The sequence below is a fragment of the Paenibacillus radicis (ex Xue et al. 2023) genome (assembly GCF_024722015.1).
Classification (GTDB): Bacteria; Bacillota; Bacilli; order Paenibacillales; family NBRC-103111; genus Paenibacillus_S.
This window is the reverse complement of the sequence record NZ_JANQBD010000005.1, coordinates 1-13,621: the sequence shown is the minus strand read 5'-3', so window position 1 is coordinate 13,621 and position 13,621 is coordinate 1. Positions and strand designations below refer to the sequence as shown.

General features: G+C 45.1%; 11 protein-coding genes and 1 tRNA gene. 3 read left to right on the top strand and 9 right to left on the bottom strand.

Features of this window, described 5'->3' with window-relative positions; translation table 11 throughout:
- Positions 1-64: 64 nt before the first annotated feature.
- Positions 65-1,636, top strand: coding sequence for a sensor domain-containing diguanylate cyclase (locus NV381_RS08265; RefSeq protein ID WP_258212800.1), 1,572 nt, complete (start codon positions 65-67; stop codon positions 1,634-1,636).
- Positions 1,637-1,876: 240 nt separating this feature from the next.
- On the opposite strand, the gene NV381_RS08260 is transcribed toward NV381_RS08265, so the two are convergent.
- The 4 genes from NV381_RS08260 to NV381_RS08245 form a co-directional block, all read right to left on the bottom strand.
- Positions 1,877-2,035 (bottom strand): hypothetical protein, encoded by a 159-nt coding sequence (locus NV381_RS08260; RefSeq protein WP_258212799.1) that lies wholly within the window; start codon positions 2,033-2,035, stop codon positions 1,877-1,879.
- 270 nt (positions 2,036-2,305) lie between these two features.
- Positions 2,306-2,482 (bottom strand): hypothetical protein, encoded by a 177-nt coding sequence (locus NV381_RS08255; protein WP_258212798.1) that lies wholly within the window; start codon positions 2,480-2,482, stop codon positions 2,306-2,308.
- Positions 2,483-2,611: 129 nt separating this feature from the next.
- A complete protein-coding gene (locus NV381_RS08250; RefSeq protein ID WP_258212797.1) occupies positions 2,612-3,625 on the bottom strand; it encodes an aldo/keto reductase in 1,014 nt (337 codons plus the stop codon).
- Between the two features lie 235 nt (positions 3,626-3,860).
- Positions 3,861-6,338, bottom strand: a complete 2,478-nt coding sequence (locus tag NV381_RS08245) for a S1C family serine protease (RefSeq protein ID WP_258212796.1) — start codon at positions 6,336-6,338, stop codon at positions 3,861-3,863.
- 220 nt (positions 6,339-6,558) lie between these two features.
- Between NV381_RS08245 and NV381_RS08240 the strand changes: the two genes are divergently transcribed.
- Complete coding sequence (locus tag NV381_RS08240; RefSeq protein ID WP_258212795.1) at positions 6,559-8,301, top strand: DUF2339 domain-containing protein; 1,743 nt, start codon at positions 6,559-6,561, stop codon at positions 8,299-8,301.
- A gap of 131 nt (positions 8,302-8,432) precedes the next feature.
- Here NV381_RS08240 and NV381_RS08235 read toward each other — a convergent pair whose 3' ends face one another.
- From NV381_RS08235 to NV381_RS08220, 4 genes are all read right to left on the bottom strand, one after another.
- Positions 8,433-9,089, bottom strand: coding sequence for a YheC/YheD family protein (locus NV381_RS08235; protein WP_258212794.1), 657 nt, complete (start codon positions 9,087-9,089; stop codon positions 8,433-8,435).
- A gap of 275 nt (positions 9,090-9,364) precedes the next feature.
- Entirely contained in the window at positions 9,365-10,150 is a 786-nt protein-coding gene (locus NV381_RS08230; RefSeq protein ID WP_258212793.1) for a nucleotidyltransferase domain-containing protein, read from the bottom strand.
- Between the two features lie 66 nt (positions 10,151-10,216).
- Positions 10,217-10,684 carry an NUDIX domain-containing protein gene (locus NV381_RS08225; protein ID WP_258212792.1) on the bottom strand — a complete coding sequence of 156 codons (468 nt, stop codon included), beginning with the start codon at positions 10,682-10,684 and terminating at the stop codon, positions 10,217-10,219.
- A 67-nt stretch (positions 10,685-10,751) separates the two neighbouring features.
- Positions 10,752-10,825: transfer RNA gene (locus NV381_RS08220), tRNA-Asp, on the bottom strand.
- Between the two features lie 1,577 nt (positions 10,826-12,402).
- On the opposite strand from NV381_RS08220, the gene NV381_RS08215 reads away from it, so the two are divergent.
- On the top strand, positions 12,403-13,047 hold the full coding sequence (locus tag NV381_RS08215; RefSeq protein WP_258212791.1) for a transcriptional regulator: 645 nt from the start codon (positions 12,403-12,405) through the stop codon (positions 13,045-13,047).
- Positions 13,048-13,234: 187 nt separating this feature from the next.
- On the opposite strand, the gene NV381_RS08210 is transcribed toward NV381_RS08215, so the two are convergent.
- The coding region (locus tag NV381_RS08210) for a transposase (protein WP_258212790.1) at positions 13,235-13,621 on the bottom strand (387 nt) is incomplete at its 5' end.

The following is a 13,621-nucleotide window of genomic DNA, read 5'->3' as shown; positions in this document are numbered from 1 at the left end:
TTACGTCGAATTATGTAATAATATGATGCTGTCATAATTCTTGTACGGATTTGGAGGATAAAATATGAGAGGACAATTCCGTCGCCTACGTCTTATTTACCTTATAACCGGGCTGGTCTTCCTTTCTATTCTGGGAACCTCCATCGTTCAAATTATGGCCGCCTACAAGGCTGAAAAAGCCTCTTTATACGAGACCACTCTCGCGCTAAATTATGAATCAGCCCAAAAAATGAGCGTCACTATGAACACTTTATTCAAATCCATGAAACACAGTTTAAGCGTGATGTCGGAGCATATAGCCAAACAAGGAAATGCCGACGCTTCCCTGCAAAAGGACCTTGATTTATTTTTAAAGAGTACCAATTATTTTAACTCCGTATTTTTTGTAAATAAAGACTCTACAGTTCAGAACGTATCACCGGCATCGTTAGGAGCAACTACTCCCAAGCTCACTTCCGAAGCATCATTGCGAGCATTAGAGCTCCGCCAACCGACCATTTCTCCTCCGTTCACGACGAGCACCAACAAGCTGATTATTTTTATGACTCATCCTGTTTATAGCTCATTGGGGGAGTACATTGGTTATGTTGGAGGTACGATATACTTGCAGGAAAATAATATTCTCAACAGTATTTTCGGCTCCTTTACAGCGTCCCAATCTTATGCATACGTTGTAGATGGTGAAGGTACTCTACTGTATCATCCGGATAAAACACGATTAGGCGAAAACGTCTTAAGCAATCCAATAGTAAAGAAACTAACCGATGGCTATAAAGGACATGAAGAAGTCGTTAATACGCAAGGAGCTTCTTTCTTGGCAGGTTACGCCGATTCCAGTGAAAATGAATGGGGAATTGTCGTTCAAACCCCTATTGAGGTCGTTACGGCCGAATCGGAAATAATGATTAAGAACGTAGTCCTGATCTCACTCCCTTTATTTCTTGTTATCCTCCTTGTTACTTTATGGCTTGGCAAAATGCTCGCCGCTCCTTTTTCATCCTTAGCCGAAACCGCACAAAAGCTGGTTAGCGGCAGCCGCGTGTCAGATCTGCCAAAAGCTGTGCACTGGAATTACGAGGCCTATCACTTGAATGAGACTATATTATTAACTATGGATACTTTACAGCAACGTGTCGACAATTTTTCCCATGAGGCACAAACCGATCCATTGACAGGACTTTCCAACCGCCGGACGATGGATGCATGTTTAGCTGATTGGACTGGGCAAAATAGACTCTTTTCCGTTATTGCTCTAGATATTGATCATTTCAAAGCAGTAAATGACACCTATGGTCACCAGACCGGTGATGAAGTATTGAAATATTTGGCTGCCGTTGTACTTTCCGTAACTCGTAAGGAAGATTACTGCTGCCGGTTTGGGGGAGAGGAGTTTGTTGTGCTGCTGCCGGATCTCTCTATCGAACATGCATATAAAACAGCGGAAACATTGCGAAAGAAACTGGAGAATCAAAGCAGTCCGACAGGCAAACCCATCACAGTTTCCCTTGGCATTGCCTCCTATCCACATCATGCTTCCCTGGACCAGCCGGTCATTCAATGTGCCGATCAAGCCCTCTATATTGCCAAAAGGAACGGTCGCAATCAAACTGTTGCCTATAAAGCAAAGGCTGTATAAGAAAAATACAGAATAAGAAAAACGCCTTGCGGCGTCCTTGGTGTACAATTTACGTTTGTGCGTTTGGAGCGATGGATGTGGGATTCCGGCCGCTGTTGAAGTTGTGTTCCTTTGAATGGAAGGCTTGCAGCGGGAGGAACATGAGCTTCAAAGGCAGGTTGCATACCCGAGCAGTCACCGGAGGTGACGACCAGGGCGGACGCTATCGCTCCTCCATCCCACATCCATTCCCTCTTTGTTCTACTCTCTGCTTTCTGCTGCTTCTTTCATCCCTAACCGGTCTTCGATCCGGTATTCATAGCCATGTACCCCTTGGTAGTATTCTGGGTACATCTCTCCACCACGCTTCACATCTAAACTGCGGCGGTACCTCAGGATCCCCTTCGTCCATCTTATCAAAGTCACGAACCACATAAAGCTGTATTTCCGCTGAGATCTCGGATCATCCTTTCTAAACAGACTTGTGTGGTTTTGCAAACGGCATATTTTACTGAAAGCTACCCTTCACCAGAGATGAGGTCGCTTTCCAACGCGTGTTAATCGCGGGGTTCGCGTTTACAGCATGGCATAGGAGCCCAGCGAACCCCACGCAATTATCAGGAAAATGTCACGCTATTTTCCCAAAAAATAGCGTTCCAAGCCCTATAACTGGAATTTCTCATGCTAATTCTAAGGATTTTGGCTGATCTCATCCCTATTGCCTAGATTAGCAGGAGTTTTTCCAGTTAGAATGAGTTCAAACGATATCCAGGCTGGATTAACGGGAGGATTTCCATCTATCGTCTTTCTTTCAGCAGCCGTAAGAGTATCCTGGTCTCCTTTACCATGAAAGCAACCTTTGAACATCCGTTTTCGCTCCATGACTTAAGCAACATTAGAAAGGGCATTCCCTCTTTAGCGCTGTAGAGCACTTAAACTTTCTTCCAAAAAAAGGTTGAGGCATAGTGCCTCAACCTTTTTTTGCTTCCGAACAACCTATCTGACAGCTTCCGCAACTCTTCCTCTGCGCTGCTGATTTTCAGCTGCCAGATCGTATGGATAGCTAACTGGCAGTTCGCTCACATCATTCAAACGGTGTATTTGTTCCTCCGTCAATGACCATCCGCTTGCTCCCAGGTTGTCATCGAGCTGACCAACATTTCTCGCTCCGATAATTGGCGAGGTAATGACGCTGCGGCTCAGCATCCAATTCAAAGCGACCTGTGCCGAAGATTTGTCCGTTTCTTTGGCAATATCACCAAGCGTATCGATAATGTTCCATGTGAATTCATTATCGTAGCGCTCCCACACGGCTTTGTTAGCTCCAACCCGGGTATTCTCCTGCGGAGTCTCCCCGCGCTTGAATTTACCGCTCAGCAAGCCGCCGCGCAGCGGACTCCAAGGGATAACGCCTACTCCCTCATGCTCACATAAAGGCAGCAGCTCATATTCCGTTGCACGGCATAGCAAATTATATTGCGGCTGCAGGCAGACAAAAGACTCCCAGCCGTTCTGGCGGGACACATAGATCGCCTTTTGCAGCTGCCACGCTCTATAATTGCTTGCACCGATATAGCGGATTACGCCCTTGCGAACGAGATCATTCAGCGTGCTGAGCGTTTCTTCCAGCGGAGTTGCAGCATCCCACGCATGTACTTGAAACAGATCAATATAATCAGTGCCTAGTCGGCGTAAGCTGTCTTCAACGGATGCTAAAATATGCTTACGGCTTAAGCCCATATCATTAGGCCCTTCTCCCATTCCAAAGCGAACCTTAGTAGCGACAACGAAATCATTCCTGTTCTTTTCCTTTAACCATGCACCCACAATTTCTTCAGACAAGCCCTGTGAATAAACGTTAGCCGTATCGATAAAATTTCCGCCTGCTTCCGTATAGCGATCCATAATTCGGAAGCTTTCTTCCCGGTCAGCCGCAGCTCCAAAAGTCATGGAACCCAAACATAATTCGCTTACCTTCAAGCCTGTTTTCCCCACAAATCGGTAATCCACAAGTAATTCCTCCCCAGTTAGGTTTATTGGCTGATGTCAATTTCTATGAAATTGCTGTCTCCTACTTATTATAAAAACAAATCAACCGTTACGTAAGAGCTTACATTTTCATAACCTAGTTGGGTTGAGGTAAGTAATACAGCAAAAACACGCCCCGTAAGCCGGAGAAGGCCTCTTGTAATAAAAGACCTCCTTGCTCGTCGAGCGCGTTTTATGAAATGATTAGAAGCTAATATTACTTGTTAGTAAACTGGATCGACAGCAAAGCTTTCTCTAACAGCTGCCACTGCTCATCCGTTTTAACGGCATCATTAATACGTTGACGAAGGGTGTAGATGATATCATTCTTTTTGAATACATACTCGTTTAACGTATAAGGAACGTTCTTGCTCTTGTATTGGATTGAGAATTTTTTTACCGTTGTTTCAAACATCGCTTCATCCGTCACAGCATATTTATAAGTTGCATCTGCTTCAGCATTTTTCTTATGCTCCTGCTCAATCCTATTGATTACTTCGTCTAAGCCGGACCGGTCATCAGCCGATACACTCAGATTGCCGCCTTCAAAGTTGAACTGCTTCATCGGGCTGTCAAACTCGCTTTGATAACTCTCACTCCAGCTTTCCGGAACATGTAAGGCGTACATATATTTTTTGTTCGTATACGTTACAGTCCGTTTTTTATCCAGCATATCTTCCTCATCTTGAATAAATCCAAGCGAGCTATTAACAGCTTCCTTGGAAAAATGCACGGATTTCACGAAAGTCCCGATTAACTCATCCATCTCTACAGCATTAGAGGTCTTAGGGAATGAAAAGCTCAATTTGTATTTATACTTGTCTTTGATGATGTAGATTACATGATACTGATGCCATTTATCACCCATGGTTGTTGCATAACGGTTCTCAAGTGCCGGCACACCACCGACTGTTATTTCTTTGAGATCCTGCATCTCACGGTACCCTGCAACATAGCTATCTGTGAACAAGCGTTCCTGCCTTGCCGTCCAATCCTTAACCGTATCACCGGATGCCGCTGAAGTTACCCTGATGGATAACGATTGTTCCCCATCCTCTTTGGCGAAGTTCATATCCCGACCCCAGCCTCGCTTGCTCCATTCCTTGGGAACATCGAAGGTTAAACCGTAATCTGTTGTCACAGTATTCCCCGTGTTATAAGCAGATATATCCTTTAACGCCGTATTGCTTGAATCGAAGGACAGAACGAATGTATCAAGAAGATCATTATAGCTATTACGTTTAAATTCGTTATTGTAGTTATCCTCCTTATCAACCAGCAGCATTACATAAAAAATTTTATCTCCCTTCAAAAAGGCCCGAATTTGATAATAGCCACCATCATTATCGCGTTTTCCGACCAATAAAGCATAAGATTGCGGAGACTTCTCGATATATCGCTTTTCGAGTACTGTGTCGCTTGCTTGCCCGCCTAATTTTTTCAACAAACCTAGCGGTGACAGATCCTCGCTCTGCTTCTCCTTAACAACAATATTGATTGCAAATTCACCCTTGGCATCAGCGAGGAAAATATTATCGTCCCCCTGGGATTGATCAGCTTTAATCAACCCAGCCGGATATTTCATAGACCATCCAAAATGGCTGTCGCCGATTTGAGTTTTGCCTTGATCCGCATCGATATAAGAGCCGTCGGCATCCTGCACAACATTAGTTGAGTGGGAACGATCCTCTGCCAGCACAATATCGACTTCTTTGGTTAAGCTGCCGGATTGCAAGGTTAAGCGCACCTTCTGCTCGGGTAGGTAGTTTTTCAAAGCTTCATTATATTGCACCAGATTGCGTGTCTGTTTGGAGTCGATAGCTAACAGAACGTCACCTTGCTTAATTCCTGCCTTGGCAGCCGGAGAATCAGGCTCCACATAGGTTACCTCCAAGCCGTTGCTAGTTGGCAAGCCAACCACCGCTTCCCAGCTTTCCCCAAGCTCCAGGCCAAGAGTTGGACGTACAACTTTACCATATTTACGGAAATGCTCCAACACATGCTGCACAGTATCGATTGGAATTGCAAAGCCCAAGCCATCCACACCATACTGAACATATTTGAGCGTATTAATACCGATGACTTGCCCCTTCATATTGACCAACGCCCCCCCGCTGTTGCCCGGGTTAATTGCAGCGTCCGTTTGGATCAGTTGATACTTGGATTGAACCGAGCGGTCCATACCGCTGACAATCCCGTAGGTTACTGAGTTTCGCAGCGCAAAAGATAGTGGGGTTCCGATTGCCATTACGGATTCTCCGACTTTAATGTCCGATGGTGCTGCGAATGTCGCCGGAGTTAATCCGGTTGCATCAATCTTAACCAAGGCCAAGTCGCTTTCTTCATCATAATGGGTCGTTTTGCCTGGATAGGATTTGCCATCCGAAGTTACTACATTGATATTACGCATATTTTTAACCACATGTGCATTAGTAAGAATAGATCCATTGCTTTCTACTATAACACCTGTACCGTGGGCAAGGTCATAACGATCCCGTCCCCCCGAATCCTTACCGTTGCTCGGCTTGCCAATAATAGCCACCACAGAGGCAGTTGTCTTCTGAATGACCGATGGTATTGAGGATTGGTCAGTATAAGCGTCTGCATACGCTCCTGTCCCCGCTACTGTCATTAACAACAGAGCCGCCGCTGTAGCTCTCATCAAGCCCTTGCTTACTTTCTTCCATCTCTCCAATTTACATGTCTCCCGTCAATAATTTCCATCATGTTCCATTAAAATCTAACATATTGGAAGAACAGCTGGCAATGATAGAATGGTCCTGTCTAGCAAAAAAGGTGATAAACTTATCATTTTAAAATGTAAGGAACCACTAGCTAAGCCTGTGATATAATCGTCACAAAGACAAATGGCAATAATTAGTAGAAGCCTTAATGAAATGAGGTAGGATGACGACATGAATAACAGAGATGATAGAGATGGTAGAGATGAAATAAATAAAAATGAGCATTTGGCAACCCGTGTCGAGGATTTGGAAAAGAAAGTGGCTTATCTCGAGCAGCAGCTTATGGAGCTGCAGCAGGGGAGCCCAGCAGCAGCGCAAAAGCCTGCTTCTGTATCCACCGGGCAGACTGTTGTAAATAAGGAGCTTGTTGCGCCTGCAGCTTCCCATACATTTCAGGCTCCGGCGCCCCAGCCCAAGCCTCCCAAGCCCAAGACAGACTGGGAGCATCTGATTGCGAGAGTTTGGCTTCCCCGAATTTTTATCGCCGTTCTGCTTATCGGTGTTGTATGGGGTTTCACTGCTGCCGTTAGCGCAGGCATTATTACGGAGCCAGTACGCTGCATATTAGGCGTTTTGTCAGCAGCACTCATGTACTGGCAAGGAGAAAAACAAACCCGCCAAAGCCGCCATTCGCTCGGGCAGGTGCTGCTCGGAGGCTCCGTCGCCGTACTGCTCCTATCGTTAGCCGCTGCTCATATGCAGTATGCGCTTATTCCAGCCTGGCTTGCTTTTACGCTTTATGTACTCACCATCGGCGTTGGCCTGTGGACGGCATTGCGTCACCGTTCACAAGCACTTTCCGTTATCATGATGCTTGCAGGCTACTTGATCCCGTTTCTGGTGGACAGCGCCAAACCAAACATTTGGACCTTCACTGCCTACGAAACCGTGTTTTCCATCGCAATGATCCTGTTAGCTCATCGCTATGCTTATAGAGTAGCGTATTATACCGCTTTCTTCGTTTTACATGTGCCGCTGCTAATCGGTAGCTTGATCGGTGATGATCCAGGTAGCCGATACGCTCTTATGATTGCCGTACTGCTTCAGCATGCTGTGCTGTTTGCCCTGTCTTCCTTCCGATGGAACGGAGCTCAGCAAGCTAACCGACCGGTCTCCCTGTTCCTCAGCTTTGGCTTGGTCGCGGCTTGGATGTACGGCATGTTTGGAAATGAAGATCCTTACATCTATCGCCTTATTGTAGCGTCCTGTGCTCTTGTCTACAGCATTACAGCTTATTGGCTCGTCAAGCAAAAGAACACCGCAACCACCCATCTGGCCATAGCGACCTTCGGTTGGTTCCTCTGGTTGGTGCATGTGCTTGAAGCAGAGCATCTATCCACTGCAACAGTGGTCGAAGGCACATTAGCGATCATCTTGGGCATTACGCTGAAAAGCAAGCTCCAGCAAATAACAGGTGCCTTAGCCTATTTATTTGGAATGTTCTGTGTATGGGTGCAGCCCATTGATGCTATCCTTTCGGCTGAAACGATAGCTTGGCTGGTGCTGTTGGCTTCACTTGCCGTACTGTATGAATTTCTAAAACGGCTGCCGGAAGGTACTGCCGACAGACACAAACGTTACAAGAACAGCTTGCTATGGATAGATTCCGTATTATTCCTTATATTCATCACCCAGGTTACCCAAGTCCTGACACGTTCGTTGTCTATCGATTTACAGCATTTGCTGCTCTCAGCCGTGTGGGTTCTTTATGCGATTGGAGTCATTGTTACAGGTGTTGTCACAGGCAAGCCAAAGGTCCGCCTTGCGGGTATTCTCCTCTTGTTCGTCACTCTGTTGAAAATTATTTTCGCCGATCTTCCTGATGTCTCAACCGCCGTCCGCGCCGTTCTGTTTATCGGGCTTGGCATCATCGGCGTTGCAGTATCCCGGCTGTTCTATAAGCGAAAAGATTAATCCTGCCACGCAATGGAATTAAGCTGGGGATGAATATGAACCGGATACCGTTCACACCAAAAGACTAAGACCAATCCGCTGGGATGCGGCCGGGCTTAGCCTTTTTGGCATGGACTGATTTTAGCTGCTTGTTAATGAGGCTTTGTATTAACTTCAAGAATCCATACGGAGCCCTTCTTGTCTATCCCAAAATCATAACCGAGCGCCCCGATACCCGGATAGCGGGATTCCAACAGAAATGTACAAGTTCGTGCAACTCCGCACATCGTGTCTCTTTTCGACTTAACCAGCCTTGCAGGAAAAGTCCGCCGAAGGGCATGAGATCCTTGAAGCAGCGTACCGCCTCTGCATAGATTGGTCACGAACAGACCTGGACGGGCAAGCCGGCCGACTATCGCTCTTATATTCCAGGAGCGTCCGGTTTTAACCAGCTTAACACGATAATCTACAGGCCTGCCATCTATTGTAGTTAGTTGTATACCTTGCTGCAGCATATAGGATCGGCCGGAGCGAATCCGATTTAATGCGCTAACAAGCCCTTTCAAGGATTTGACCTTTATTTGATTTCCGTAATAGTGGTATAAATAGCCACCTTGTGCTTTTTGAATTTTTACGACCCGGTGCCCGCCACTTCCAACAAAAGGCTTTGCTACAACAAAAGGGTATCGATTTAGCATATCCTGCAAATTTGCTGCGCTAAAATGCCTCATAGCAGGAATATGCTTGGATACGCCTTGATGACGAAGCAGGATAGCGAATTTCGTCCATTTATTAGCGACTTGTCGCATGAAATTGTCCCTCCTCTCTGTTCATGCAGCATGTATAATAGAGTATTCAGGACTGTTCATTTTAACCTAGACGCTTGTCACATACAGGTTGGCTTTTATTTTGGAGCGTTTGTCGAGGCTATTGAAGATGAAAAAAAAGCTTTTTGGGGAGCATTTCTCAGAGCCTCTGAAGATGAAAAAAGGCTTTTTGGAGGACAGTTGTCAAAGCTTCTGAAGATGAAAAAAGGCGGCTCCGAGCTTTTATCAAGTTCGGGACCCCCTTAGTATAAAGCCTATTAAGCTTGCTGCCATACCTCTCGCAACGCCATTCTGAACAAATCATCCAGTACATCCTCCTGCTTCTCTGCTCCGGTAGGCGCTTGGTTGGCCGCTTCTTCGATGGAAGCTAACTGCTTTTCCAGAAAATGATTAACCATATTAACCCTAGGCTCCAAATCGAACTCCTCGCCCGCTTTTTTACGAATAATTAACGCCTCGATCGCCCTCTTTAATACAGGCTCTAATTGAAGCCCCGAGATCAAATCTCCAAAATCAACCGGTGCTACACTTCCCCGCTCCAAGGTCCACATGCAAGCAAGTATAGGCCGGAGCACATAAAAATACTTTTTAATTTGTACGACCTCACCTTGGAGATAATGTCTATAGTTTCTTTTTGCCATATGCAAGTAGTGATAAATACTCGACCTCGGGGAGAAGATTAGCGGAGCAAGCTCTCGAATTTGCTGCGTTACCGTATACGGCTCCACATAAGCGATTGGCGATTCCAGCCACTCCAGCAGCGGCGGATTCGATTTGCTGAACAAATTGAGTGCTTTTTTCAAATCCCATCCGTTGATATCAAGCTGATCGCTTATAGGACGTTCAATCACATCCCGCTTCTCTAGGATCGATAAGTACCAATCTATTGGCCGGACATATAGAAACCGCACATCATAATCGCTATCCTGGGACGCAATTCCCCATGCCCGACTTCCCGATTCGCAGGCATACACTATCCTCACCTGCTCCTCGCGCTCGATACGCAGCAGTTCACTTTGTATTTTGAGGGTAAATTCGGACATTGTAAGCTGCCTCCTTTCTGATAAGCAATGATAATTTGACTTCTTACCACGGGAATCGTAGGCTTCCTAACGAAGGAGCGGATAGTAATTTAACAACTGTTGATCAATTTCATCTATATATCCAATAGGAGCAGCTTGATCCCAGAACACAATTTCTTTTGCTTCCGCATTTTCTTCAAAAGGTCTTTCTTTTTCAATAAAAGCACAATACAAGCCTCCATATTCAGTTTTACCACTGGCCAGCACGAATTTCATCAAGCCCATAAACTGTATTTTATCAGGAATTTGATTCGTTTCTTCGAGCATTTCTCTAAGTGCACATTCCCGAAGGCTTTCTCCTTCTTCAAGCATGCCGCCTGCTAGCTCCCAATGCTTTTTCCAAGTATTATACAATAATAAAAAACCATTAACACTACGGGCAACAACCAATGCATGGGTTAGCGGATACTGCAGGTTGCACGACTCAATCTGTTCCTCTGGAATTTCAATAAATTGTTCAAAAATATCTCCTCGTCTGTTTATACAAATGGGCATTCACGAATCTCCCTTCAATTAAAATTTCTCTATAGATGCCGTTCGGCTGCAATTCGCAAACAATTAGTGAAGCTGGCGGGACTTGAACCCGCGACCTCCGGTCTGACAAACCGGTGAGAACTCCCACTTCTCCACAGCTTCATAGGGTTGGACGGATAGGGACGGAGTGAACCGCATGTCTGCCAGCCACCGAAATTGCAGCAGCCTCTATGACTTCGCCTATCCATATAAAATGATTGGGGGAGAACAACAGGAATCGAACCTTTTCTTACCGATTCATAATCGGCCGCGTTTGCCTTTTTCTCCCCAGAAATTAAAAAGACTGCTCGCCCACACGCTCTTCCCTGCCAACTAAGGCATAAGAAAAGTCACTGTGATCCAGCAGCCTTGGAATCCTATTCCTGATACACACTAATTTGAATGTGTCAGGTCAGCCCCTCTTACTCAAAAAAGGAGGGGGTAAGGATGCACAAAGGCTACTGCAGGTATATGAAATATTTGGATGATTTGGATGATTAGAATGATTTGAATGATTTGAATCGTGCTCTCCATGCTGCAATTCATTTTTTAACTGCTTTTGAACCAATACGGATTGATGTAGCTGTATACTCATTGCGTCCATCTCCTTTCAGTTAAATTTTTGTAGTAATTATGGAAAATACTCTGTAAATTAATGAGTATTTAAAGCGTGTTTTACAAGTTTCGAGCCAAGTAAGAGGAAGCTTCGGGACTTCAAGCTTGTATTACTTTGTATAACATTCAGCGAAGTTCCACTAGAGCCTATGCGTTCGACCAATCACCCTGCAATGAAGTTCCACTAGAGTCTATTCGTTCGACCAATCACCATGCAGTGAAGTTCCATAAGAGCCTATTCGTGCGACGAATCACTCTGCAGAGATGCAGCCCCTCTCGGACACACATCAGTTTCCAATTAGCGGGAAAACCTCCATCTATATTGCCCAATACTTTTCATGGATTGAATCTAACTGGATTTTCCGGCGCTAATTTGGCGCTTTTTCCCACTATGGGACATTTTGAGACTAATTAGAGGTAGATTTTCCAGCAAAATGCTCCGAAATCGTGTGGAAGACAAAATTAGCGGTATGTTTTCCAGTTCGTGCTGCCGTGCTGCCATATAATAGCGATGGACTTCTGTGCTATATATATCAACAGTGAATTTCAGTGTCGACTCACTAAAAAAGCTGCTCTTCCCGCCTTCTTCCCTGCCTCCCGGGCAAAAGAAAAAGGCTGCGAATTCGCAGCCCCACATACCATAACCTATCGTACGGTCAATTTACTGGTCGTAAAAGCGTACTGGTACATGAAGGCTGTGCCAAGCGCGAATATTCGTATAGGAATTATGATTGAACTCTTGATGCAAATGATTTGAATGGTTATGCTTAGTCATCTTCCTACACCCCTTCCGCCCAATGGCTTTCTTCAACGTGGACACATCTTAACACGAGATTTTCAAATAAGTCAACCATTTATTGCAAAACCATGGTTTTTTTTACTTTTTAATGATTAACAGTAGTCAGCTGCCAGATGCCCTTTTGATGGTAGAAAAACGTATACAAAATGAGGTATAATAATTTATAAATATAAATGGGTCGTGAAGCACACGCCGTTTCCATTCATGCAGCTATTGGAGTTTTACTCCTTAGGCATGAGATGGGAGCGGCGTTTTTCATTTGACCATCATTATGGGGGGGACTTAAATGAAATTTGAGCAAGCATTCGAGCATTTTATGCATTCTCAAATCATTGCTGAAACAACCGTCAGAAGACGAGAACGACTAGAGAAAGGGCTCGGACATGGTGAAAAAGAATTTTTACGAACGATCTGGTATCCGGCAGTGGGGCATTTCGAGCATCTCTACCCCGAATGGGAAGTTAGTGATTTCGCGAACGGATACAGGTACTTAGATCTTGCTTATATGCCAGGAGAAGCCAAGGGTGCTATAGAAATACAAGGATACGGGTCCCATGCGCGGGATATTGAGGTTTGGAGATTCAAGGACCTCTGTATACGTCATTGTCATCTTGCGCTGGACGGTTGGATGGTTATGCCAATTGCTTACCCGTCAATTATTGAAACGCCTAAACAATGCCAGCAGCTTATTCTATCATTCATCGGCAAGTTCATTTCGTTGGATGTGCCTGAGAAGCTATCCTGCCTAGAAAGTGAAACACTACGGTTCGCGCGAAGATTACTCCGTCCGTTCACACCCACAGAGTTGTCTGCCCATCTTAGAGTAAGTACTAGGCATGCCAGAACTCTTCTACATAGCTTGGTCGATAAGCAACTTGTATTCGTGGTGGACGGCCAAGCGCGAGGGAGAACATACAAACTCCATTTCTAGAACGGAACCTAGGTACGTAATAGTACCTGCAAATGCCGATATTTCCAATCAAGCGGGTAGCGTCAAGAAGTTTGTGTAAGGCAGGTTTATCCATCGGGACGATCGATAAGAAAAATTAGTTAATTGAATATTCAGACTTTACAAAGGATGAGGGTGTAGCCCAAGCGAAGGCGCGGGAGCTGGTTTTTTATTCCTCCTTAGGTGTGGAAAATGGATAACGTTCTTCAAAAAGCTCCGTCAATTTCTTCTTGACATCAAGATCTCCAAATCCTCGGATGACTCGATCTGCGAATCTTTCGTTATAATCGATTGTGTCTAAATAAACAATCTTTTCTGCAGCGTCTATATTGGTTAGACTGTTCATTGGTTTTAACCGCTTGCGGAACTCTTTGTTCATACGTTCTATAGGATTCGAGGTATAAATGGCTTCTTTAATGAGTGCCGGAAACTTGTAAAAGGTCAAGAGTGTGGGCAATTGGTCTTCCCATGATTTGATTTCCTTTGGATACTTCTTGCCCCATTTTGCCTTTACCGTATCGAAGGCAGCCATAGCAAGATCATGATCGAGTGCATG